The following is a 23476-nucleotide window of genomic DNA, read 5'->3' as shown; positions in this document are numbered from 1 at the left end:
CCAATACCACTGCGCAGAGTCTTTTGCTTCCTCAGTTGCCTTCACCGTTGGCACCGGAGCCGCTGAAGTGCGGCCGTTTCACGCTGACTTTCGAACGCCCGCTGGTCATGGGCATTCTGAATGTCACGCCTGATTCGTTTTCCGATGGCGGCCGTTATGTCGATCCCGGCGAAGCGCTGCGGCGCGCCGAGCAGATGCTGCTCGACGGCGCGGACATGGTCGACATCGGCGGGGAATCGACGCGGCCAGGTGCGCCGCCCGTGCCGGTCGCGGAGGAACTCGAACGCGTGATTCCGCTGGTCGAGCGGTTGCGTGGAGCGAACGTGCCGCTGTCGATCGATACGTACAAGCCCGACGTGATGCGCCATGCACTTGCGGCTGGGGCGGACATGATCAACGACGTCTGGGGTTTGCGGATGCCCGGCGCGATCGACGCCGTGCGTGCCAGCGATTGCGGGCTGTGCGTGATGCACATGCTCGGCGAGCCGCAGACGATGCAGTTGGGCTCGCCCGACTACACGGACGTTGTGAGCGAAGTGCGCGCATTTCTTACGGCGCGCGTAGCGGAACTCGAAGCGGCGGGTGTGGCGCGTGCGCGTATCAGCGTCGATCCGGGTTTTGGCTTCGGCAAGGCGGTGATCGAGCATAACTACGCGTTGCTCGCGCATCTGCGGGATACGGCGCCGCGCGTCCCGCAGGGCGCCGCACCCTATCCGGTGCTGGCGGGTATGTCGCGCAAGTCGATGCTGGGCGCGCTCGTGAACCGGCCCGCTGCGGAGCGCATCGCCGCGAGCGTGGCTGCTGCCGTGTGTGCGGCAGAGCGCGGCGCGGCCATTATTCGTGTTCACGATGTCGCGCAGACCGTGGACGCGCTGAAAATCTGGGCCGCTGTGCGCGAAGCCGCGCGCAGCCAGGCCACCCCGGCGTAAAACCGGGAAAAGAGAACGGTAGAAGGAGAGGGATCGAAGGATGGGACGTCGTTATTTCGGAACGGATGGGGTTCGCGGCAAGGTCGGCTCGGCGCCGATCACGCCGGATTTCGTGCTGCGCCTCGGCTACGCGGCGGGCAAAGTGCTTGCGGGCGCTGCCGCGACTTCGGGCTCGCGCCCGTCTGTGCTCATCGGCAAGGACACGCGCATCTCGGGTTACATGCTCGAGGCGTCGCTGGAAGCCGGACTTTCGGCGGCCGGCATCGACGTGATGCTGGCGGGCCCGATGACCACGCCTGGCATCGCTTACCTTACGCGCGCGCTGCGGCTCTCAGCAGGCGTCGTGATCAGTGCGTCGCACAACCCGTTCTACGACAACGGCATCAAGTTCTTTTCAGCCGATGGCAACAAGCTGCCCGACGACGTCGAGCGGCAGATCGAGGAGCAGCTCGACCTGCCGCTCGACTGCGCGCCGTCCGAGCAACTAGGCCGCGCACGGCGCCTGGACGATGCGGGCGGCCGTTACATCGAGTTCTGCAAGAGCACGTTTCCGCAAGCGTACAACCTGCGCGGGCTGAAGCTCGTGGTCGATTGCGCGAACGGCGCGGCCTACGATATCGCGCCGCACGTGTTCCATGAACTCGGTGCGGACGTGATTCCGATCGGCGTTTCGCCGAACGGCTTCAACATCAACGACGGTGTCGGCGCGACGGCGCCCGACGCGCTGGTGCGCGCCGTGCGCGCGAATCAGGCTGATCTCGGCATTGCGCTGGACGGCGACGCCGACCGACTGCAGGTGGTCGACGCACAAGGCCGCCTTTTCAACGGCGACGAGCTGCTTTACGTCCTCGTGAAGGACCGCATGGCGACCGACGGGAAGGTGGAGGGCGCGGTCGGCACGCTGATGACCAACCTCGCCGTCGAGCAGGCCATCGAGCGTCTTGGCGTGAAGTTCGTGCGCGCTGCAGTCGGCGACCGCTACGTGCTCGAACAGTTGCGCGAGCACGGCTGGCTGCTCGGTGCCGAGGGCTCCGGTCATATTCTCTCGCTCGACCGGCATACGACCGGCGACGGCATCGTTTCGGCGCTGCTGGTGCTCGCGGCGATGAAGCGCAGCGGGCGCACGCTTGCCGAACTGCTCGACGGCGTGACGCTGTTCCCGCAGAAGCTGATCAACGTTCGAATCGCGCAGGGCGCCGACTGGGAAGGTAACGGCGCCATCCAGCAGTCAATTGCAGACGCCGAGACCCAGTTGAACGGCAAGGGCCGCGTGCTGATCCGCGCATCGGGCACGGAGCCGGTGCTGCGCGTGATGGTCGAGGCGCGCGAGCAGCACGACGCCGTCCACTACGCGGAAGCGATTGCCGCGACCGTCAAGCGCGCGATTGCCTGAGTCCGCCGCTGGCGGGGCCACGTGCGCGTGGCGGTGCGACCATCGCGCATCGGGCCACGCTGGCGGTCTTTGACAGCCGGTTACGGCGTATTCAAGGCGGTCCTCGAATTCGGCATCGATTTCGTATGTCGAATTCGTCAATTTCTTTTCCGCACGCTTTCTACAGGGACAGAACGCGCTCCAGCCGGAGCGCGGCTCGCGTTGCCCGAATCCCCTTCCTCTGCCTGTCAGGGCGGTTCAGAGGCCCGCTGTGCGAGCCGCAGCGACAATGAAACCGGCACATCATTCATTCGCTTCGCATCTTTCAGCTGGTAATGACATTGTCACGGTTGGTTCATGTACGGTCATGGTACTGTCACAATGAGACCCTAAGCTTCGCGGTGTCGTTTATCTGCTCACCACTGGAGGCCACATGAAATTGATGCAAACCGTGCTCGCTGGCGTCGCCGGCGCGCTCTTCGCGATCGCAGCGCAGGCAGCCGACATTACCGGCGCTGGCAGCACCTTCGCTGCACCGATCTACACGAAATGGGCGGACGCCTATCAGAAGTCGGGCGGCGGCAAGGTGAACTATCAAGGTATCGGTTCGTCGGGCGGCATCAAGCAGATCAACGCCAAGACCGTTGACTTCGCAGGTTCGGATGCCCCGCTGAAGGACGACGAACTGGCCAAGGACGGCCTGTTCCAGTTCCCGACGGTGGTTGGCGGCGTCGTGCCGGCGATCAACGTGCCGGGCATCAAGGCTGGCGAAATCGTGCTGTCGGGCCAGGTGATCGGCGACATCTACCTCGGCAAGATCAAGAAGTGGAACGATCCGGCCATCGCCGCCCTGAACCCGAAGGTCAAGCTGCCGGATCTCGACATCGCCGTGGTCCGCCGCGCTGACGGTTCGGGCACGAGCTTCATCTGGACGAACTACCTCTCGAAGGTCAACCCCGAGTGGAAGAGCAAGGTTGGCGAAGGCACGACCGTGAACTGGCCGACCGGCACGGGCGGCAAGGGTAACGACGGCGTTGCTGCATTCGTGCAGCGTCTGCCGGGTGCAATCGGCTACGTCGAGTGGGCGTACGCCAAGCAAAACCACATGGTCTACACTGCCATGAAGAACGAATCGGGCGCGGTTGTCCAGCCGACCACCGACACGTTCAAGGCCGCTGCAGCCGGCGCAGACTGGAAGAAGTCGTTCTACCAGATCCTGACGAACGAGCCGGGCAAGAGCGCATGGCCGGTCGTCGGCGCGACCTTCGTGCTGCTGCACACCGCGCAGGACAAGCCGGAGCAGGGCAAGGAAACGCTCAAGTTCTTCGACTGGGCGTTCAAGAACGGCGGCTCGGCTGCTGACAGCCTCGACTACATTTCGCTGCCGCCGTCGGTCGTGAGCGAAATCAAGACGCAGTGGAAAGAGAAGGTGAAGGACGCTAGCGGCAAGTCGATCGCCGAATAAGGCCGATTGAAGCCAAGCTGAACGGGGTCGTCGCGCGATGAGCGCGCGCCCCGTTTGTCCGTTTGAGGGCCGTAGTCCGTTGTCGAGTCGTAAGCCTCGCCGGTAGACGGGCCGTCGTCCTCAGACTGCATGACCGCCGCGCACCGTTGTGGTGAACGGCATCTGGAAACTGGCCACAATGTCCGACATCCGCCTCGTGTCGAATCCGCCCGGCAGCGCTGCGCAGCAAAAAGCGCCCAGCCCGGCAGGCGACGTTATTTTCGGCAGTCTCACGCGGCTCGCCGCTATCGTCACTTTGCTGCTGCTCGGCGGCATCATCTTGTCGCTGATCATCGATTCGCTGCCAGCGATCAAGAAGTTCGGCTTCGCTTTCCTCTGGACTGCCGACTGGGATCCACCCAGTGAGCAGTTCGGCGCGCTCGTGCCCATCTACGGCACGATCGCCACTTCGCTTATCGCGCTCATCATCGCCGTGCCCGTGAGCTTCGGCATTGCGCTCTTTCTTACCGAGCTTTCGCCGTCGTGGCTGCGCCGTCCGCTCGGTATCGCCATCGAACTGCTGGCCGCCATCCCGTCGATCGTGTACGGCATGTGGGGCCTGCTCGTGTTCGCGCCGATCTTCGCGCAGTGGTTCGAAAAGCCGCTCGGCGACCTGCTCGGCGGCATGCCGTTCGTCGGCGCCCTGTTTCAGGGCGCGCCCATCGGCATCGGCATTCTGTGCGCGGGCGTAATTCTCGCGATCATGGTCATCCCGTACATCGCAGCCGTCATGCGCGACGTGTTCGAAGTCACGCCCGTGCTGCTCAAGGAGTCGGCCTACGGCATCGGCTGCACGACGTGGGAAGTCATGTGGAAGATCGTGCTGCCGTTCACCAAGACCGGCGTGATCGGCGGCATCATGCTCGGCCTTGGCCGCGCGCTCGGCGAGACGATGGCCGTCACGTTCGTGATCGGCAATACGAATCTGCTCGATAACGTGTCGCTCTTCTCGCCCGGCAACAGCATTACTTCGGCGCTCGCCAACGAATTCGCGGAAGCCAACCCGGGCCTGCACACCGCAGCGCTGATGGAACTCGGCCTGATCCTGTTCGTGATCACGTTCATCGTGCTCTCGATCTCGAAGCTGCTTCTGCTGCGCCTCGAAAAGTCGGAGGGTGCGCGATGAGCGAACCGCTGATGAAAATTCCAGGCGCCATTTACGGCCCTGCACTGGAGAAGATGCGCGGCAAGCTGCAGCGCCGCCGCCGCACGATCAACGTGATCGCGCTTGCGTTGTCGCTCGCAGCGATGGCCTTTGGCCTCATCTGGCTCGTGTGGATTCTCTATACGACGCTCTCGCTCGGCGTGGGCGGTCTTTCCGTGCAGCTCTTCACGCAGTCGACGCCGCCGCCGAACACCGATGGCGGCGGTCTCGCGAACGCGATCGTCGGCAGCCTGCTGCTCGTTGCTGCCGCAACGTTCGTCGGCACGCCGATCGGCATTCTCGCCGGCATCTATCTGGCCGAGTACGGCCAGCGCAGCTGGCTTGCGAGCTTGACGCGCTTCATCAACGACATCCTGCTGTCGGCGCCCTCGATTGTCGTGGGTCTGTTCGTCTATGCGCTCGTCGTCGCGAAGATGGGGCATTTCAGTGGCTGGGCCGGTGCGATTGCACTCGCGCTCCTGCAGATTCCGATCGTGATCCGCACGACCGAGAACATGCTGAAGCTCGTGCCGAACGCCCTGCGCGAAGCGGCCGTTGCGCTCGGCACGCCGAAGTGGAAGATGATTCTTGCGATCACGCTGAAGGCGTCGATCGCCGGCATCGTGACGGGCGTGCTGCTCGCGATTGCGCGCATCGCCGGCGAAACGGCGCCGCTGCTCTTTACGGCGCTGTCGAACCAGTTCTTCTCGGCGGACATGAATCAGCCGATCGCGAACCTGCCGGTCACGATCTTCAAGTTTGCGATGAGTCCGTTTGCGCAGTGGCAGTCGCTTGCGTGGGCAGGCGTGTTCCTGATTACGCTGGGTGTGCTGGGGCTGAACATCCTCGCGCGTACGATATTTTCGAAAAGGTAAGGGCGGAGTGATCCGATGAACATGGCAGAAAGTCACATCAATACCGCCGGTCAGGCGATGACGCCGGCCGCCGGTTTTCAACCTGTGGATCCCGCCCAGGATGCAACGAATCAGGCACCCGGCACGCCGAAAATCGACGTGAAGAACCTGAACTTCTTCTACGGCAAGTATCACGCGCTGAAGAACATCAACCTGCAGATTCCCGAAGGCAGGGTGACGGCGTTCATCGGCCCGTCGGGTTGCGGCAAGTCGACGTTGCTGCGTACGTTCAACAAGATGTACGCGCTCTATCCGGAGCAGCGCGCCGAAGGCGAAATCATCATGGACGGCGAGAACCTGCTGACCACGACGCGCGATATTTCGCTCCTGCGCGCGCGTGTCGGCATGGTGTTCCAGAAGCCGACCCCGTTCCCGATGTCGATTTACGACAACATCGCGTTCGGTGTGAAAATGTTCGAATCGCTGTCGCGTCCGGAAATGGACGACCGCGTCGAGTGGGCGCTCACGAAGGCGGCGCTCTGGAACGAAGTGAAGGACAAGCTCGGCCAGAGCGGCTACGGCCTTTCGGGCGGCCAGCAGCAGCGTCTGTGTATCGCGCGCGGCATCGCCATCCGCCCGGAAGTGCTGCTGCTCGACGAACCGTGCTCGGCGCTCGACCCGATCTCGACGGGCCGCATCGAAGAGCTGATCGCGGAACTCAAGAGCGATTACACCGTGGTGATCGTCACGCACAACATGCAGCAGGCCGCACGCTGCTCGGACTACACCGCGTACATGTATCTTGGCGAGCTGATCGAGTTCGGCGACACCGAGAAGATCTTCATCAAGCCGGTCCGCAAGGAAACGGAAGACTACATCACCGGTCGCTTCGGCTAATCGAAGCAGGGAGACTGAAATGTCCGATAAGCATCTGTCCAGCCAGTTCGACGCCGATCTGAATCTCGTGTCGTCGAAGGTCCTCGAAATGGGCGGCCTCGTCGAATCGCAGATCATCACTGCGATGCAGGCGTTGAACGAATTCGACAGCGACGCTGCCGAGCGCGTGATCGTTGCAGAAGAGCGTGTCAATACGATGGAAGTCGACATCGACGAGGAGTGCAGCAACATCATCGCGCGCCGCCAGCCGGCCGCGCGCGACCTGCGCCTCCTGCTCGCGATCTCGAAGACCATCACGAACCTCGAACGCGCCGGCGACGAAGCCGAAAAAATCGCCAAGCGCACGAAGCGCCTGATGGAAGACGGCGCGTCGCGCAGCGTGAATATCGCCGAGATCAAGATCTCGGGCGAGATGGCCGTCTCGATCCTGCGCCGCGCGCTCGACGCGTTTGCGCGCCTCGACACCGTGGCCGCCGCGCAGATCGTGCGCGACGACAAGGCGATCGACGAGGAATTCCGCGCGTTCGTGCGCAAGCTCGTCACGTACATGATGGAAGACCCGCGCACGATTTCGGTCGGGCTCGACTATCTGTTCATCGCGAAGGCAATCGAGCGGATCGGCGACCACGCGAAGAACATCGCCGAATTCATCATCTATATCGTCAAGGGCACCGACGTGCGCCACAAGTCGCGCGACGCCCTCGAACGTGAAGCATTGAGCTAATTAAACTGGATACAAGGTCAAGAGGTGCCGATGCCTAGCAGCATTCTCGTCATCGAAGATGAGCCCGCTATTTCCGAGCTGATTTCCGTGAACCTGCAGCACGCGGGCCATTGCCCGATCCGCGCGTACAACGCGGAGCAGGCGCAGAACCTGATCAGCGACGTGCTGCCCGATCTCATCCTGCTCGACTGGATGTTGCCGGGCAAGTCCGGCGTTGCGTTTGCGCGCGACCTGCGCACCAACGAGCGCACGAAGCATATCCCGATCATCATGCTGACCGCGCGCGGCGACGAGCAGGACAAGGTGCTTGGCCTCGAAATCGGGGCGGACGACTACGTGACGAAGCCGTTTTCGCCGAAGGAACTGATGGCGCGCATCAAGGCGGTGCTGCGCCGCCGCGCGCCGCAGCTGACCGAGGACGTCGTTGCGATCAACGGACTGAAACTCGATCCGGCCACGCACCGCGTCGCGGCGCACGCGGAAGGCAGCGAGGTCAAGCTCGACCTCGGGCCGACCGAGTTCCGCCTGCTGCATTTCTTCATGACCCATCCGGAGCGTGTGCACAGCCGCACGCAGTTGCTCGACCAGGTGTGGGGCGATCACGTGTTTGTGGAGGAGCGCACGGTCGACGTGCACATCAAGCGTCTGCGTGCCGCGCTGAAGCCGGCGGGGTGCGATGCCATGATCGAAACGGTGCGCGGAAGCGGCTACCGTCTCGCGAAGAGCGCCTGACGCACGTTCTACTCCAGCCGCGTCCCATGCCGGCGCGGTCTTGTGTCGATCCCGTATCGACACGGCGCGTCCGGTTCGCACTGTCTATCAATGACCAGCAGGAACATGAACATCATCTGGGCGCGCTCCCTTGTTTCGGTTGTGCTGCTTGCGCTCGTGTGCGCGGCGATCGGTGAGGTGTTTGGCGCGAAGTATGGCCTCGCACTCGCCGTCTTCCTGCTGCTCGTGCAAATGTTTTTCAGCACGTTTCACAAGCAACGTTTGTGGCGCCTGCTCGATGCACCGGTCTACGGCGAAGTGCCGAGCGCCCCGGGTGTATGGGGCGAAATCTACTACCGTCTGCACAAGCTCGCCAAGCGCTGGCACGCCCAGGTGCGTCAGGTCGAGCAGCAGCATTCGCGCTTCATCCAGGCGATCCAGGCGTCGCCGAACGGCGTCGCGATGCTCGACGATCACGACCAGATCGAATGGTGCAATGCGATCTCCGAGCAGCACTTCGGGCTCGATGCGAAGCGCGATTTGCGCCAGCACATCACGCACCTCGTGCGCCAGCCCGACTTCGTGCGATACCTGAACTCGAACCGCTACGAAGCGATGCTGATCATGCGCGGCATGGGCGACAAGCGGCAGAACGTTCTTTCCGTGCAGGTGTTTCCGTACGGCGACAATCGCAAGCTCGTGCTTTCGCAGGACATCACCGAACTCGAACGCACCGACGCCATGCGCCGCGATTTCGTTGCGAACGTCTCGCACGAACTCAAGACGCCGCTTACGGTGCTGTCCGGTTTTCTCGAGACGATGCGCGAGCTGCCGTTGTCCGAATGCGAGCGCGCACGCTACCTCGAACTGATGGAGCAGCAGGCCGCACGCATGCGTCACATCGTGACGGACTTGCTCGTGCTCGCGCAACTGGAGGGCGAGGCGCGTCTGCCGGGCGATCAGATGATCGACATGCGCGCGGTGCTGTGCCACGTGCGCGAAGACGCGGAGAATCTCTCCGGGGGCCATCACCTCATTACGGCGGACTTCGACGACAGCCTGAGCGTGATCGGTTCGGAATCTGAAGTGCTGAGCGCGTTCGGCAATCTCACGAGCAATGCGGTGCGCTACACGCCCAATGGCGGGAAGGTGCATCTGACGTGGCGCGCCGAGGGGAATTGCGCGTTGTTCTCGGTGACGGATAGCGGGTTCGGCATTCCGGCGGTCGATATTCCGCGGCTCACCGAGCGCTTTTATCGTGTGGACCGCAGCCGTTCGCGCGATACGGGCGGCACGGGCCTCGGCCTTGCGATCGTCAAGCATGTGCTGCAGCGCCACGATGCGGCGCTCGAAGTGAAGAGCGAGGAAGGGCGGGGCAGCACGTTCACGGTGCGCTTTCCGGCCGCGCGCACGACGCGCCGGCAGCCTGCGCCTGCGTGACCGGCAATGATTCACTAGTTCGCTAAAGCAATAAAAAGGCCGCGCATTCGGTGATCTGCACCCTGCGCGGCCTTTTTTACATGCGTCGGGCGCCGCATCGAGCGGCGCTGTGCCATCACGTCATTACGTACAGAACTTCGACAGCAGGCTCAACTGCCCGTTGCGCACCGACTTGCCCGCGCGGCGGCGGCGATAGTGGCCGTCGCTCTGCATGAGCCACGCCGACTGATTGTCGCCGAGGAAGGTCGACAGTCCTTCGCCGATCACACGGCGCTTGAGACGACGGTCGTCGATTGGGAAGGCCACTTCGACGCGGCGGAACAGGTTGCGATCCATCCAGTCGGCGCTAGACAGATAGACCTTTTCCTCGCCGTCGGCATAGAAGTAATAGATGCGGTGATGCTCGAGGAAGCGGCCGACGATCGAGCGTACCGTGATGTTCTCGGAGAGCCCCGGCACGCCCGGCTGAAGCGAGCAGACGCCGCGCACGATCAGATCGATCTTCACGCCCGCCTGCGACGCTTCGTAAAGCTCGTTGATCACCGTCGGTTCGAGCACGGCGTTCATCTTCGCGACGATGCGTGCCTTCTTGCCGGCGCGTGCCGCTGCGGCTTCGGCACGAATGGCCTCGATCAGCTTCGGATGCAGCGTAAACGGCGATTGCCATAGCGCGTGCAACTGCAGTTTGCCGCCGATACCCGTCAGTTGCTGGAACACATGGTGCACGTCCTCGCAGATATCAGGCTTCGACGTCATGAAGCCGAAGTCGGAGTAAAGACGCGCGGTGCGCGGGTGATAGTTGCCGGTGCCGAGGTGAACATAGCGGCGCAGCACCATGCGGCCGTTCGCCGGCACGCGGCGCACGATCAGCATCATCTTGGCGTGGCATTTGTGGCCCACTACGCCGTACACGACGTGCGCGCCCACCGCTTCGAGCTGCGCGGCCCAGTTGATGTTGGTCTCTTCGTCGAAGCGCGCGAGCAGCTCCACCACCACCGTGACTTCCTTGCCATTGCGCGCGGCCTGCATGAGCGCGTCCATGAGCGGGGAATCGGTGCCTGTGCGGTAGATCGTCTGCTTGATGGCGACGACGTTCGGATCGTTCGCGGCCTGAATCAGCAACTCGAGCACGGGCTGGAAACTCTCGTACGGATGATGCAGCAGGATGTCGCCCTGATCGATCACGTCGAACATGTTGCCGTTCGCCGAGACGCGTTTCGGAATGGCCGGCACGTGCGGCACGAATTTCAGCTCGGGGCGGTCCACCATCTCGGGCAGTTGCATGAGGCGCACGAGATTCACGGGGCCGTCGACGAAATAGCAGTCCCTTTCGGTCAGGCCGCTTTCGTCGAGCAGACGCTTCACGAGGTGAGTGGGCGTCTCGGCGGATACTTCGAGCCGCACCGCGTTGCCGAGGTGGCGCGCGGGCAGTTCGCCCTGCAGCGCGACGCGCAGATTCGTGATTTCGTCTTCGTCGACGAAGAGTTCGCTATTGCGCGTGATGCGGAACTGGTTGCAGCTGCGCACGACAAGGTTGGGAAACAACTCGCCGATAAAGCGCTGCAACAGGGACCCGAGCAGCACGAAGCCGTGCTGGAAGCCCGACAGTTCCTGCGGCATGCGCACGAGGCGCGGCAGCGCGCGCGGCGCCTGGACGATACCCATTACGGCCTGGCGGCCGAAGGCGTCCTTGCCCTCGAGTTCGACGACGAAATTCAGGCTCTTGTTGAGCACGCGCGGAAACGGATGCGCGGGATCGAGCCCGATCGGCGTAAGGACCGGCAGCAGTTCATCGAGGAAGTACGCGCGCGCCCAGGCGGTCTGGGCTTCGTTCCAGGCGTCGGTGCCGTGGAAATAGATGTCTTCCTGCTCAAGCGCGGGCAGCACGGTCTCGTGCAGCATCTGGTACTGGCGGTGCACGAGACGCTGCGCGCGCTCGACCACGAGTTCGTAGACGTGCTGTAGCGACATGCCGTCGGGAGAGAGCCCGCCAGGGTTATCGCGCATCTGTTCCTGAAGCCCGGCCATGCGGATTTCGAAGAACTCGTCGAGGTTGCTACTGGTAATACAAATGAAGCGTAAGCGCTCAAGCAAAGGGACGGCGGGGTCAGCCGCCTGTGCGAGCACGCGCTCGTTGAATCCCAGAATGCCCAGCTCGCGATTGAGTAAAGGGTAGCGGATGGACATCGGCAGTGGAAACTGTATGTCAGGATTAGATTCGAACGGACGCTCGGAAATTCGCACAATAATATGACGTTATTACGACGTTTGAGGTGTCACAAATTCTACGCTGCAACTTCACGAAAAAGACAAGTCGCTTCGCAATGATGCCCGATGGTTCCGGCTCATGCGAGTGAGGAGCGACATCGTGAAAGCGGGTACGCTTAAAATGGCATATTTGAACAGCGCGGCCCCGATCAGGGTAGCCGCACTTGCACGCATGGAGCCAGCCCCCTCGATGCTCAACAATCCCCATCTGCTCGCCGCCGTCGATCTCGGTTCGAACAGCTTTCGTCTGATCGTCGGCCGCGTCGAAGAAACCGAAGCGGGCAGCCAGATCTATCCCGTCGATGCGCTGCGTGAGACAGTCCGTCTCGCGGCCGGCCTGTCGAAGGAAAAAATGCTCGACCGCGCCTCGCAGGTGCGAGGCTGGGACGCGCTCAGGCGTTTCGGCGAACGCCTGCGCGATTTCCATCCCGATCACGTGCGCGCCGTGGCCACCAATACGCTGCGCGTCGCGAAGAATGCCGGCGAATTTCTCGGCGAGGCCGAAGCGGCGCTCGGTTTTCCGATCGAAGTGATCGCGGGCCGCGAAGAAGCGCGCCTCATCTACGCGGGCGCTGCGCATTCGGTGCCGGCGAGCGCGGGCAAGCGGCTCGTCGTCGATATCGGCGGCGGCTCGACGGAATTCATCATCGGCTCGCACTACACGCCGATCCGCATGGAAAGCCTCTATATCGGCTGCGTGAGCCACAGCCGCCAGTTCTTCCCCGCGGGCAACGTCGACGAATACACGATGCGCCAGGCCGAGCTTGCGGCGACGCGCGAAATCCAGATCATTTCCTCCGATTACCGCGAAACCGGCTGGGAGCAGGCGATCGGCTCCTCGGGCACGGCGCGCGCGCTCGCGGAACTCGTCGAGGCCAATGGCTTCAACGATCCGGGCATTACGCACGGCATTTCGCGCGGCGGCCTCGAGCGGCTCAAGCGCGCGCTCATCAAGGCGGAGAACGTGAACCGCCTGAAGCTCATTGCGCTGAAGCCCGACCGCATTCCGGTGCTCGCGGGCGGCCTCTCGATCATGATCGCGGTGTTCGACGAGCTGGGCATCGACTACGCGGACACCACCGACGCCGCGCTGCGTCTCGGCGTCCTCTATGACCTGCTCGGGCGCTCGCAGCACGAGGATATGCGTACGCTCACCGTCGAGGGCTTCATGCGCCGTTATGGCGTCGACCGCATGCAGGCGGGGCGGATCGGCGAACTGGCTGTGTCGTTCTACGACCAGCTTGGCGAAACCGACGAAGAACGGCGCGAAGAAAGCCGCATGTTCCTCGGCTGGGCGGCGTCGCTGCACGAGATCGGACTTTCGATCTCACATAGCGCGTATCACAAGCATTCGGCCTATATCGCCAGCAACGCCGACATGCCGGGCTTCTCGCGTACCGACCAGGCGCGGCTTGCGGCGCTCGTGCTCGGGCACGTGGGCAAGCTCGGCAAGCTCTCGCAGACGCGCGACGTCGAGTGGACGCTTCTGTTCTGCCTGCGACTTGCGACGCTGCTTAGCCGCCGCCGCGCCGACGTGGGGCTGCCCGTGATTTCGGTCACGCAGGAGCGCAACGGCTTCGAGGTGCGCCTGCCCAACGCGTGGGTCCAGAACAATCCGCTGACCGATTACAACCTCGTTCAGGAATCGGCCGAGTGGGGCAAGCTCGGCATCCCGTATCGCGTGGTGTATACGGACGATTGAGGGACGATTGAGCGTCATCGCGACGCACGATAAAGAACGCCCGGCGTGTGCCGGGCGTTTTTGTTGCATGCCTTACCGCGTGTTTTGGCGTGATTTAGCGGCTGGCGGCGTCGCCGAGGAAGTGGCGGGCGTAGCGCTCGTTGATATCGGAGAGACGGAACAGCGTGAGGAAATCGGCGGTGTTGAAATCGGGATCCCAGGCCGGTGCGCCGCAGATCTTCGCGCCGAGACGCAGATAACCCTTGACGAGCGGCGGCGGCACAGCGGACGCGCCGGTGCGCAGTTCGTCGACGGGCAGCGGCGTGTGCGGGAACGCGCGATATTCGGGCGCGGTGAGCGCATTCGCGCCGAGCGATGCATAGAGATTCGCAGCGTAGTGGCCGCCGTCGGCCATGGAAACGCTCGCGCAGCCGAGCATCGTTTCGTAGCCGTTATGCTTCATGTACGCACCGAGCCCGCCCCACAGCGACATGATCACCGAGCCGCTGCGAAAATCGGGGTGCACGCACGAGCGGCCCACTTCGACCATTTTCGGGCGCAGATGCGCGAGGCGCGAAACATCGAATTCGCTCTCGGCGTAGAGGCGGCCGATGCGCACGGCTTCGTGCGGCGGCAGCACGCGATAGGTGCCGACAACCTTCAGGGTGTCGAGATCGCGCACGAGCAGATGGTCGCAGTAGCCGTCGAACACGTCGACGTCGAGGCCGGTCGGGCCCGTGAGGTGTGCGCCCATTTCTTCGGCGAACACACGGTAGCGCAGGCGCTGGGCTTCGCGCAGTTCTTCGTCGCTGCGCGCCCACGCCACCTGCAGGCGGTGCTGCGCAGTAACCGTTTCTTCGGCGCGCGGCAGACGCCGGTTCGACTCGAACAGTGTCGAGGCGAGCGGCAGAACGGGCGTCGGCAGATCTCGCATAGTGCGTCCTCGTCGTTGGAAGTGATGTAACTTTTCCGGCCAATGTAGTAATACCTGGTTACGGCTACATGGCAATGCGGTGACGATTCGGTGACGCACTGTAAGGCGGGCCTTGGGGAGAGGCGGGGGATGCCGGGCGGCGTTGCCTGAATTCACGCGTGCGCACGCCCGTCAGAAGCGGGATCAGGCCAGATCGGGCGTGATGGCGGCGTGCAGGACTGCGTGTTCGTTGCCGTTGCGCTCGCGCGAGGCAATCCACACGAGCGCACCTTTCTTGAGCGCCCAGCTGTGCGGATCCTGACCGCCGGAAAGAAGCTGCGCAGCGACTTCGCCGAGCGTAGGCTGGTGACCGACGACCACGACGGTCGGCGCGAGGCCTGCCGGCCAGCCGACGGCCTTGAGGACGTCGTCGACGCTCGCGTTGGGAGCGAGTTCGCGCACCACACGGTACTGATCCGTGAGTGCTTCGACGGTCTGGATCGTGCGGGCGGCGGGGCTGGCGAGAATGAGCGCGTCATCGGGCAGGCGTGCGCGCAGCCATTTCGCGACGCTTTGCGACTGCTTGCGGCCACGCGCGGTGAGCTGGCGGGCCAGGTCGCTTGCAGCCACGTCTTCAGCTTCGGCGTGGCGCCAGAGGATGAGATGCATCGGCGGCTCCCTGTTGTGTGTGGTGGTGCGCAGCGGCAGACCCGCAGGTCTTCGCATGTTGCATGCCTCGTATGTCTGCAGCAAGGCGAGGTGGCCCGATTTGACGGCTTTGGGTTCCAGCCGATACAATCTTCGATTCGTTGGCGCGAAGCGGTTAGAGCGGGTTGAAGTAAAGCGCGCGGTCTTGCTGCGCATCTGATTGCGGATCGCTTTTATCGCGTGCCGTTATGGTCCGATATGGCAATCCCGGGATGCACTGCCATCCCGAAAGCGCCTTCGTTTTTGCACCCTCGTCGGGGTGTAGCGTAGTCCGGTAACGCGTCCGCTTTGGGAGCGGAAGACCACAGGTTCGAATCCTGTCACCCCGACCATCCCCTCGTTTGTCTGTCTGCGCGGTTTTCACCGGCGCTCGCACCCGCACCATTGCGTCCGTACCGGTTGCTCCGTTTCTGCCGGCGCGCCTTTTGGGCTTGTTCCTTTCTGTGATCCGCCATATTGCGGGCATTGCGCAACTACATAAGCGAATATGTAAATATGGGGTGCAATTAGAAAGCTGATCCACAGCGCCTTCGCAAATCGGAATGCGTCGAGTTGGCGAAGCAAATCACTTGTGATCTTGATAACCCGGTCGATGGCGCAAGCGTGCGCGGCGCGCGTTATTCCCGTTTCAAATGTTTATTCGGCACGTGATGGAATAAGTTTGCGCGCGCAACAGACGTACGCGGATTCGTACCAGCCGGGCAGCAGCAATCCTGCCGGTCACGACAGAAAAGGGGCGGCGCCCTTTACGGGCGAACGGGAACGACGCCTGCGAGCGCAGTCTGTCTCAGGTGTTATCCGAACAGATCGGGCTGTTTTGGCTCGTTGCTGCTGTCGGAGGCCGACGCCTGTGGTGCAGGGTCGATACGGAAGAAATCTGGATTGACGCCTGCATTGCGCGCGGCACTCAACCAGTGCGGCATCGCGCCTTTTCCGTTCCATTCGTTTCCACGCGCGTCGCGGTAAAGCGGCGGGTGGTCCCGGTCGTACTGGAGCGATTCAGCGAGGGCCTGGGGTGTAATGCCAAACTCGGCCATGCGGCGGCGAATCCACATGATCAATCGTTCGCGGGCCTCGCCGTCGGCGATTTTTCCCTTCATGGATAACGCGGACATTCGTGATGGTGTGCTGATTATAGCGTGATACGGCCAGCTGTCTGGCGTCGGAGCCCGCGCAGATCGCGCGCTTTTCCGAGCCATGGATTGTGACCGCTAAGCGCGAGTATAGCGACGTTCATGCCTGTGTGGGGCACCGTTTTATGGCTGTTGCAAATTCGAGTGGCTGTCCGGGTTTTTTTCGATTGATTCCGATCTCGCAGCGCCCGGCGGCTCACGATGCGAGCGAGCGTGCGAGGCTCGCGGCGCAATGCCGTCCTGATATGTGCGGCGTGCTTCACGACGTGGTTCGTGATGTAAACAGCAACCTGGTTATCATTCGCTGCCATTTAAAATCGCCAAGCTAATGTGTGAATAAACTACGCTATCTCTGCGAATGGGCAAACGTTTTACGGCGTGCTGGATGCCTCACGCCAAAGTGCAGGGCATGCCGGAGTTTAAATTGATGAAAATCAGCCGCCAGGTGGGTAAAATGTTTACTCGCGGGTTTGCTCTTGCTTTGGCTTTCATATATTAGGAATTAAATAGATTATGGTGTGAGCGCGAATGCCGGGCGCCGATATTCGCTTTGCTAACTCCATAATCGTTTTGTGGATGCTGCCCGGTCGCGGGTTCTCTGCCTTCTTGCGTGGAACGAAGGTATCCATTGGCGGTAGCCGCTGCTGGTATTGCCGGTGCGCCCGCGACAACTGGCGACGTTCCGCCATGGCATATTTTTCGCAGAATTACGGATAAATCGCGCGCCGATTGGAAAAGCCGTATGCATCTGCCGGTCAGGTTGCCGTGACAAGCATGTCGGAAAGATCAAGACGGTTGCGCCGGAACGCGTGATGGCAGATTCGGGAAGCTGAAAAATAAAAATGCGATCTGATTAGGATAATCGGCGCCTGAAGATATTTTTCTTCCATCAAATCAGCTCCGGTTACGGAGTCTCCGATGAAACAGCTTTTTTCGACGGTTAAATCCAGGATCATGCTTGTCATCGCGGTGAGCACGGTGGGTACGCTGGTCCAAAAGGACGGGAGAGGCTACTACCTGGGCGGCGTAGCGAACAGCGAAGCGCGCGCACACCCACGACCACCCGCCACATTTCTGCTTTCCTAAATTGTTAAAAATACTGTATAAATATACAGGTAACGGCGCGACGAAATCTGCGTCCGTGGTGATTTCGTCATGCCCCGTTTCCGCCTGGGCAGGGCGATCTATCCCATTTCAATCGAGCCCTGGCGGCCGAGCCCTTTTGACAGAGCGCACTCATGGCAGCAGCACTCCAGCTTGCGGCGGTCCATCTGCCGCCCCGGTTGCAAAGCCGGATCTGGCAGGGCGACCAGCTCGCGCACGCGAGCGAGCGCACGGTGCCGAGCGGGCACGCGGCGCTCGACGCGCTCCTGCCCGGCGCGGGCTGGCCTGCGGGTAGCCTGACCGAGCTGCTGGTCGAACAGGGCGGCATCGGGGAGATGCGGCTCGTCGCGCCCGCGCTGCGCTCGCTGACGGCCACGGCCGGCCGCTACGTGCTGCTCGTCGCGCCGCCCTGGCAGCCGTATGCGTGCGCGCTCAAGGCGTGGGGACTCGCGCTCGATCGCGTGATCTGGGTGCGTGCGGGCGAGGATGACGCACCCTGGGTTGCCGAGCAGGCGCTGCGTCAGGACGGCATCGGCGCGGTGCTGCTCTGGCAGGCGCGCGTGCGCGCCGATGCGGTGCGGCGTCTGCAGGTCGCCGCGCAGGATTCGCGTGCGCTCGCGTTTCTGATCCGCCCGGTCGCCGCGCGCAGCCAGTCGTCGTCCGCGCCGTTACGCATGACCTGCACGCCGGTGCCGCCTCCCGCCGACGCCGGTATCAACCGGCGCCAGTGGATGCAGCTCAGCGCCGTGTCCGTCGATATCTTCAAACGCCGCGGGCCGCCGCCCGCCCAGCCACTCATCGTCATGCTGCCGCTGCTGGACGCCGTGCTGCCCCTCGCCGGGCGGGCGTCCGCCGTGCCGCGGCCCGGGATCAATCATGTTGTGGATCGCCGTCACCTTGCCGCTCTTGCCGCTGGAGGCCGTGAGGCCGCCGCTGCCACCGCTGTTGCCGGATCAGCCGTTTCCGCATCCTTCTGAGGCGCAGCCGCAGGGCACATGCACCGCGCAGGAGGCTCGTTGCTACGCGCTGGCCGACCACGCACGCGTCCTGATTCCCGATCTCGATGCGTTCGCGCTCGGCGTGCGCACAGACAACACACGCGCGCATGCACTCGCGCTCGCGCCGGGACTCGTGCTGCTCGAACCCGATCCGGCCCGCGAGACCCGCGCGTTCGAGGCGCTTGCGCTTGCGCTGCTCGCCTATACGCCGAAAGTGTCGTTCGCGCAGTCGCATACGCTGTTGCTGGAGGTCGGCTCCGGGCTGCGTCTTTTCGGCGGCGTGCGCGCGCTGCTCGCGAAGGTGGCGGTGACGGTGGCCGACTGCGGGCACACCGCGCGCATCGCCTGCGCGCCCACCGCCTGGGGCGCATGGACGCTCGCCCAGGCGCGCGCCGCCCGCGCTTCGGGGACGTCGCGCCGCTGGCGCGTGCTCAAGGAGACGACGCTTGCGCGCGTGCTCGACACGCTGCCGGTCACGCTCGCCCCATTCGCCGCGCAGCACGATCACGCGCTCACGCAGATCGGCTGCGCGAGTCTCGGCGACCTGCGGCGTCTGCCGCGCGAGGGCATTGCGCGGCGCTTCGGCGACGGCGTGCTGACCTGGCTCGCGCAGGCGCGCGGCGAGGCACCCGATCCGCGCATCGCGTTCAGCGCGCCGCCGTCGTTTCGCGCCGAACTCGAATTGCAGGCGCGGGTGGAAAGCGCGGAGGCACTGCTCTTCGCCGCGCGCCGGCTCGTGATGCAGCTGGCGGGCTGGCTCGTCGCGCAGCATGCGGCGCTGAGCGCATTCGAGTTGCGGCTCGAACACGAACTGGCTTCGCGGCACGCGCCGCGCACGTCGAGTTTGACGCTCGCGTGGGCATCGCCTTCGCGCGACGCCGGGCATCTGTTGTGGCTTCTGCGCGAAAAACTCAATCAGACCGAACTCGCCGCGCCGGTGATCGGGCTGGCGCTCATCGCATCGGGGGTGAGCGAATACGCCGCGCCCAATGACACGCTGTTTCCGATGCCCGAGACATCGGACGCGCCGCTCGCGCAACTGTTCGAGCGCATCGGCGCGCGGCTTGGCGAGCAGAACGTGCTGCAGCTTTTCGTCGAGGACGATCACCGGCCCGAGCGGGCGATGACGGCGCGCGCGTATCGTGCACATGGCACACCCGCGCGCCGGGCATCTTCGCGCCAGCCGCGCGGCCGGTCGCAGCCGCAGGGAGGGCAGGAGGTGCAGGAAGTGCAAGCGGCGGCATCGGTGCAGTCCGTGCTCGATCTCCCCGACATGCCGTTGCCGACGCAGCCACGTCCGGCGTGGCTGCTCGAAAAGCCGCTGAAGCTGGCCGTGCGCGGCGACCGTCCGGTCTACCGGCGGCCGCTGAAGACGCTCACGCGCACCGAGCGCATCGAAACCGGCTGGTGGGACGGCGAGGGCGTCGGACGCGACTACTACGTTGCCGCCGACGACCAGGGCCGCATGTTCTGGCTCTATCGCGAGCGCATCGGCGGGCAGTGGTATCTGCAGGGGCTCTTCGGCTGAGCGGCGATCATGTCGATGTCCGGTTCGGGCGAGGCGCCGCGTGCGCCGCTGCCAACTGATCCCCCGGCTTATCCCTCTTCGCAGCCGGGCAGGGCGCCAGCTACGCATCTGCCCGCGCATCTGCCTGCGCATCTGCCTGCGCATCTGCCTGAGTATGCGGAACTGCACTGCCTGACCAACTTCACGTTCCTGCGCGGCGCGTCGCACCCGGACGAACTGGTCGGCCAGGCGATCCGCCATGGTTACCGCGCGCTCGCCATCACCGACGAATGCTCGCTCGCGGGCGTCGTGCGCGCCTTCAGCGCACTGAACGAGCATGACGAACCGCTCAGAAAGGCACACGACGAAGCCGCGCGCGAAGCGCACCGGCGCGGCGGCAACGCGCCGGAGCCGTTCGCGCCGTCGCTGCAGCTTTTGATCGGCAGCGAGCTGAACCTCGTCGAGCAAGACGGCGGCGCGCCGTTCTGCACGCTGGTTGCGCTCGCGATGAACCGCGAGGGCTACGGCAACCTGTGCGAGCTGATTACGCTCGCGCGCTCGCGGGCGGACAAGGGGCACTACCGCGTGCACCCGGACGATTTCACCCATCCCGATGCGGATGTCGCGCACCTGCTGCATCTGCGCGACTGCGTGCTGCTGCTCGTGTCGCAGCGCGCGGCGACGCTTGCGCAGACGCTACGCGCCGCGCACTGGCTCTCGGGCTTCGCGGCGGAGCGTGCGTGGCTCGTGCTCGAACTCTGGCAGACCGGCGGCGACGACACGCAGATCGAGGCGCTGCGTTTCGTTTCTCAGGAGACGGGCCTGCCGCTCGTGGCGGCGGGCGGCGTGCTGATGCATGCACGCTCGCGCAAGCCGCTGCAGGACACCTTGAGCGCGATTTGCATCGGCCAGCCGCTTGCGGTGTGCGGCCGCGCGCTCGAACCGAATGCGGAGCGGCATCTGCGCTCGCGCGTGCGGCTCGGCGCGCTGTATCCGCGCGACGCACTCGATGCGACACTCGACGTCGCCCGCCGCTGCACGTTCTCGCTCGCCGAGCTGGCCTACGAGTATCCCGAGGAACTGGTGCCGTCAGGCGAGACGCCGGCTTCGTGGCTGCGCAAGCTGGTCATGCGCGGCGCCGCCGAGCGCTGGCCCGACGGCATGACGGACAAGCGCCGCTGGCAGATCGAGAAGGAACTCGATCTCATTGCCGCACTGAAGTACGAGAAGTACTTCCTGACGGTTCACGACATCGTCCGCTACGCGCGCGGCGAGGGCATCCTGTGCCAGGGGCGCGGGTCCGCGGCGAATTCGGTGGTCTGCTATTGCCTCATGATCACGGAGATCGACCCCGTGCGCATGAACATGCTCGTCGAGCGCTTCATCTCTCGCGCGCGCAACGAGCCGCCCGATATCGACGTCGATTTCGAGCATCAGCGCCGCGAGGAGGTGATCCAGTACATCTACCGCAAGTACGGCAAGCGCCGCGCCGCGCTCGCCGCAACCCTCATCACCTACCGCTCGCGCAGTGCGCTGCGCGACGTGGGCAAGGCGCTCGGGCTCGATACGGCGCTCGTCGAAAAGCTTTCGGGTGCGCACCAGTGGTGGGACGGCGCCGATTCGATCGCGCAGCATCTGGCGGAGGCGGGTTTCTCGGCGGATTCGCACGTTACGCAGCAGCTCATTCGCCTTACGCGCGAGTTGCGCGGTTTTCCGCGCCATCTGTCGCAGCACGTGGGCGGCTTCGTGATCGCGAAGGACAAGCTTTCGCGCCTCGTGCCGATCGAGAATGCCGCGATGAAAGACCGCTACGTGATCGAGTGGGACAAGGACGATATCGACGCGCTGCGGCTTCTGAAGGTCGACGTGCTCGCGCTCGGCATGCTCTCGGCGATCCGGCGTTCGCTGGAGCTGGTCGCGTTGCGGCGCGGGCTGCCCGCGTTTCGCGTGCAGGATATTCCCGCCGAAGATCCCGCGGTCTACGAGATGTGCTGCCACGCGGATACGGCCGGCGTGTTCCAGATCGAATCGCGCGCGCAGCAGAGCATGCTGCCGCGGCTTCGTCCGCGCACGTATTACGACCTCGTGATTCAGGTGGCGATCGTGCGGCCCGGGCCGATCCAGGGCGGCATGGTGCATCCGTACCTGAAGCGGCGCCAGGGGCTGGAGGCGGTGGAATATGCGAAGGACGAACTGCGCGAGGCGCTGGCGCGCACGTTGGGCGTGCCGATCTTCCAGGAGCAGGTGATGCATCTTGCGATGGTCGCCGCCGGCTACACCGGCGAGGAAGCCGACAAGCTGCGCCGCGCGATGGCCGCCTGGCGGCGCGACGGCGATCTGCGCCCGTATCAGGCCGATCTCACGCAGCGGATGTTGAGGAAGGGCTACACGGAGGAGTTCGCCGGGCGCATCTGCAAGCAGATCGAGGGCTTCGGCGATTACGGCTTTCCGGAGAGCCATGCGGCGAGCTTCGCGTTGCTCGTCTACACGAGCGCGTGGATCAAGCGCTATGAACCGGCCGCGTTTCTTGCAGGATTGCTGAACAGTTTTCCGCTGGGATTCTATTCGCCGTCGCAACTCGTGCAGGATGCAAAGCGCCATGGCGTGACGGTGTTGCCGCCCGATATCGCGTCGAGCGACTGGGATTGCGTGCTGGAGCGGTGCGACAGACCGGGCGTGCGGATCGATGCCGATGTCGATACTGATACGGCTCGCGCGCGCCGCGCCGAGGCGGCGGACGACCGGGAACGGCTGCGCGCCGTGTGGCCGCGCGGCAGGCCGCGGTTCGCGAGCAGCCTTGTGCGCCGCCTTGCACGCAGGCTGCGCGCGCGGATCGCGCTGCCGCCGCGTCTTTACGGCCGTGGCGGCCCGGCGGTGCGGCTCGGCTTCCGTCTCATCAAGGGATTTTCGGAGGATGCCGCGCAGCGCGTGATGGCGGCGCGCGCGCGTGCGCCGTTCGCCGATGTCGACGATCTCGCACGGCGCGCGGCGCTCACGCGGCGCGAACTGGAGGCGCTCGCGGCGGCGAACGCCCTCGCGAGCCTCGCGGGGCACCGGCGCGAAGCGTGGTGGGCCGTGACCGCGCAGCATGCGGTGCCTGAACTCCTGCGCGATGCGCGCGTCGCCGAGGCGCCGCTCGCGTTGCCGCGCGCGTCCGAGGGCGCGGAGATCGTCGCCGATTACGCGAGCTTGCGGCTCACGCTGAACCGGCATCCTCTTGAGCTATTGCGGCCCGGCCTCGCGAAGCAGCGCTTTCGCACGGCGGCGCAACTGGCGCAGTGCCGTCACGGTGCGCTTGCGCGCGTGTGCGGCATCGTCACGGTGCGGCAGCGGCCAGGGACCGCGAACGGGACGATTTTCGTTTCGCTGGAAGACGAGACCGGCTCGGTCAACGTGATCGTGCACGCGGCGCTCGTCGAGACGCAGCGCAAAGAGCTGCTCGGGGCATCGCTGATGGCGGTGGCGGGCGTCGTGCAGCGCGAGGGCGAAGTGGTGCACCTTGTCGCGCAACGGCTCGAAGATCACAGCCGCCTGCTCGGGCGGCTCGCGACCGAGAGCCGTAATTTTCACTGATCGAGGTGCGTTGTGT

Annotated in this window: 18 protein-coding genes and 1 tRNA gene; 15 read left to right on the top strand and 4 right to left on the bottom strand. The window is 64.2% G+C overall.

Going from position 1 to position 23476, the window contains the following annotated elements:
- Positions 1 to 23: 23 nt before the first annotated feature.
- From folP to phoR, 9 genes are all read left to right on the top strand, one after another.
- Positions 24 to 929: a dihydropteroate synthase gene (folP, locus tag EPN59_RS16975; RefSeq protein ID WP_293034045.1), complete on the top strand. Its 906-nt coding sequence runs from the start codon at positions 24 to 26 to the stop codon at positions 927 to 929.
- Between the two features lie 40 nt (positions 930 to 969).
- On the top strand, positions 970 to 2322 hold the full coding sequence (gene glmM, locus EPN59_RS16970; protein WP_293034020.1) for a phosphoglucosamine mutase: 1353 nt from the start codon (positions 970 to 972) through the stop codon (positions 2320 to 2322).
- A 412-nt stretch (positions 2323 to 2734) separates the two neighbouring features.
- Positions 2735 to 3766, top strand: coding sequence for a phosphate ABC transporter substrate-binding protein PstS (pstS, locus tag EPN59_RS16965; RefSeq protein WP_293034021.1), 1032 nt, complete (start codon positions 2735 to 2737; stop codon positions 3764 to 3766).
- Between the two features lie 178 nt (positions 3767 to 3944).
- Positions 3945 to 4931 (top strand): phosphate ABC transporter permease PstC, encoded by a 987-nt coding sequence (gene pstC / locus EPN59_RS16960; protein ID WP_293034022.1) that lies wholly within the window; start codon positions 3945 to 3947, stop codon positions 4929 to 4931.
- On the top strand, positions 4928 to 5824 hold the full coding sequence (pstA, locus tag EPN59_RS16955) for a phosphate ABC transporter permease PstA (RefSeq protein ID WP_293034023.1): 897 nt from the start codon (positions 4928 to 4930) through the stop codon (positions 5822 to 5824). Before pstC ends, pstA begins: the two co-directional genes overlap by 4 nt.
- A 21-nt stretch (positions 5825 to 5845) precedes the next feature.
- Entirely contained in the window at positions 5846 to 6700 is an 855-nt protein-coding gene (gene pstB / locus EPN59_RS16950) for a phosphate ABC transporter ATP-binding protein PstB (protein ID WP_293034046.1), read from the top strand.
- Positions 6701 to 6719: 19 nt separating this feature from the next.
- Positions 6720 to 7424, top strand: coding sequence for a phosphate signaling complex protein PhoU (gene phoU / locus EPN59_RS16945; protein WP_293034024.1), 705 nt, complete (start codon positions 6720 to 6722; stop codon positions 7422 to 7424).
- A 30-nt stretch (positions 7425 to 7454) separates the two neighbouring features.
- Positions 7455 to 8156, top strand: coding sequence for a phosphate regulon transcriptional regulator PhoB (phoB, locus tag EPN59_RS16940; protein ID WP_293034025.1), 702 nt, complete (start codon positions 7455 to 7457; stop codon positions 8154 to 8156).
- Between the two features lie 105 nt (positions 8157 to 8261).
- Positions 8262 to 9575 (top strand): phosphate regulon sensor histidine kinase PhoR, encoded by a 1314-nt coding sequence (phoR, locus tag EPN59_RS16935; RefSeq protein ID WP_293034026.1) that lies wholly within the window; start codon positions 8262 to 8264, stop codon positions 9573 to 9575.
- 123 nt (positions 9576 to 9698) lie between these two features.
- Here the strand turns inward: phoR and ppk1 are convergent, their stop codons facing one another.
- Positions 9699 to 11762, bottom strand: a complete 2064-nt coding sequence (ppk1, locus tag EPN59_RS16930) for a polyphosphate kinase 1 (RefSeq protein ID WP_293034027.1) — start codon at positions 11760 to 11762, stop codon at positions 9699 to 9701.
- A gap of 202 nt (positions 11763 to 11964) precedes the next feature.
- On the opposite strand from ppk1, the gene ppx reads away from it, so the two are divergent.
- Positions 11965 to 13545: an exopolyphosphatase gene (gene ppx, locus EPN59_RS16925; RefSeq protein WP_293034028.1), complete on the top strand. Its 1581-nt coding sequence runs from the start codon at positions 11965 to 11967 to the stop codon at positions 13543 to 13545.
- Between the two features lie 94 nt (positions 13546 to 13639).
- Here ppx and EPN59_RS16920 read toward each other — a convergent pair whose 3' ends face one another.
- Entirely contained in the window at positions 13640 to 14458 is an 819-nt protein-coding gene (locus tag EPN59_RS16920) for a GNAT family N-acyltransferase (protein WP_293034029.1), read from the bottom strand.
- 183 nt (positions 14459 to 14641) lie between these two features.
- A complete protein-coding gene (gene sixA / locus EPN59_RS16915; protein WP_293034030.1) occupies positions 14642 to 15106 on the bottom strand; it encodes a phosphohistidine phosphatase SixA in 465 nt (154 codons plus the stop codon).
- A gap of 294 nt (positions 15107 to 15400) precedes the next feature.
- On the opposite strand from sixA, the gene EPN59_RS16910 reads away from it, so the two are divergent.
- Positions 15401 to 15477 (top strand) — tRNA-Pro (locus EPN59_RS16910).
- Between the two features lie 462 nt (positions 15478 to 15939).
- Here the strand turns inward: EPN59_RS16910 and EPN59_RS16905 are convergent.
- A complete protein-coding gene (locus EPN59_RS16905) occupies positions 15940 to 16260 on the bottom strand; it encodes an H-NS family nucleoid-associated regulatory protein (RefSeq protein ID WP_363928574.1) in 321 nt (106 codons plus the stop codon).
- 936 nt (positions 16261 to 17196) lie between these two features.
- Between EPN59_RS16905 and EPN59_RS16900 the strand changes: the two genes are divergently transcribed.
- From EPN59_RS16900 to EPN59_RS16885, 4 genes are all read left to right on the top strand, one after another.
- Positions 17197 to 17364: a hypothetical protein gene (locus EPN59_RS16900; RefSeq protein ID WP_293046432.1), complete on the top strand. Its 168-nt coding sequence runs from the start codon at positions 17197 to 17199 to the stop codon at positions 17362 to 17364.
- 152 nt (positions 17365 to 17516) lie between these two features.
- A complete protein-coding gene (gene imuA, locus EPN59_RS16895) occupies positions 17517 to 18359 on the top strand; it encodes a translesion DNA synthesis-associated protein ImuA (RefSeq protein ID WP_293034032.1) in 843 nt (280 codons plus the stop codon).
- A complete protein-coding gene (locus EPN59_RS16890; RefSeq protein ID WP_293034033.1) occupies positions 18259 to 19908 on the top strand; it encodes a DNA polymerase Y family protein in 1650 nt (549 codons plus the stop codon). The genes imuA and EPN59_RS16890 overlap by 101 nt, the downstream gene beginning before the upstream one ends.
- 9 nt (positions 19909 to 19917) lie before the next feature.
- Entirely contained in the window at positions 19918 to 23460 is a 3543-nt protein-coding gene (locus EPN59_RS16885) for an error-prone DNA polymerase (protein ID WP_293034034.1), read from the top strand.
- Positions 23461 to 23476: the final 16 nt, after the last annotated feature.

Origin of the sequence: Paraburkholderia sp., from assembly GCF_004298475.1 — a bacterium.
Classification (GTDB): Bacteria; Pseudomonadota; Gammaproteobacteria; order Burkholderiales; family Burkholderiaceae; genus Paraburkholderia; species Paraburkholderia denitrificans.
The sequence above is the reverse complement of the archived record's forward strand: the minus strand, read 5'-3'. Positions and strand labels throughout refer to the sequence as shown.

What these genes read in the sequence shown, in the direction of transcription:
- pstB (WP_293034046.1), top strand. Translation starts at nt 5,846, where the DNA reads ATGGCAGAAAGTCACATCAATACCGCCGGTCAGGCGATGACGCCGGCC.
- pstA (WP_293034023.1), top strand. Translation starts at nt 4,928, where the DNA reads ATGAGCGAACCGCTGATGAAAATTCCAGGCGCCATTTACGGCCCTGCA.
- EPN59_RS16905 (WP_363928574.1), bottom strand. Translation starts at nt 16,260, where the DNA reads ATGTCCGCGTTATCCATGAAGGGAAAAATCGCCGACGGCGAGGCCCGC.
- EPN59_RS16885 (WP_293034034.1), top strand. Translation starts at nt 19,918, where the DNA reads ATGTCGATGTCCGGTTCGGGCGAGGCGCCGCGTGCGCCGCTGCCAACT.
- EPN59_RS16890 (WP_293034033.1), top strand. Translation starts at nt 18,259, where the DNA reads ATGTTGTGGATCGCCGTCACCTTGCCGCTCTTGCCGCTGGAGGCCGTG.
- ppk1 (WP_293034027.1), bottom strand. Translation starts at nt 11,762, where the DNA reads ATGTCCATCCGCTACCCTTTACTCAATCGCGAGCTGGGCATTCTGGGA.
- sixA (WP_293034030.1), bottom strand. Translation starts at nt 15,106, where the DNA reads ATGCATCTCATCCTCTGGCGCCACGCCGAAGCTGAAGACGTGGCTGCA.
- phoU (WP_293034024.1), top strand. Translation starts at nt 6,720, where the DNA reads ATGTCCGATAAGCATCTGTCCAGCCAGTTCGACGCCGATCTGAATCTC.
- ppx (WP_293034028.1), top strand. Translation starts at nt 11,965, where the DNA reads ATGGCATATTTGAACAGCGCGGCCCCGATCAGGGTAGCCGCACTTGCA.
- glmM (WP_293034020.1), top strand. Translation starts at nt 970, where the DNA reads ATGGGACGTCGTTATTTCGGAACGGATGGGGTTCGCGGCAAGGTCGGC.
- EPN59_RS16920 (WP_293034029.1), bottom strand. Translation starts at nt 14,458, where the DNA reads ATGCGAGATCTGCCGACGCCCGTTCTGCCGCTCGCCTCGACACTGTTC.
- phoB (WP_293034025.1), top strand. Translation starts at nt 7,455, where the DNA reads ATGCCTAGCAGCATTCTCGTCATCGAAGATGAGCCCGCTATTTCCGAG.
- EPN59_RS16900 (WP_293046432.1), top strand. Translation starts at nt 17,197, where the DNA reads ATGAAACAGCTTTTTTCGACGGTTAAATCCAGGATCATGCTTGTCATC.
- pstC (WP_293034022.1), top strand. Translation starts at nt 3,945, where the DNA reads ATGTCCGACATCCGCCTCGTGTCGAATCCGCCCGGCAGCGCTGCGCAG.
- phoR (WP_293034026.1), top strand. Translation starts at nt 8,262, where the DNA reads ATGAACATCATCTGGGCGCGCTCCCTTGTTTCGGTTGTGCTGCTTGCG.
- pstS (WP_293034021.1), top strand. Translation starts at nt 2,735, where the DNA reads ATGAAATTGATGCAAACCGTGCTCGCTGGCGTCGCCGGCGCGCTCTTC.
- imuA (WP_293034032.1), top strand. Translation starts at nt 17,517, where the DNA reads ATGGCAGCAGCACTCCAGCTTGCGGCGGTCCATCTGCCGCCCCGGTTG.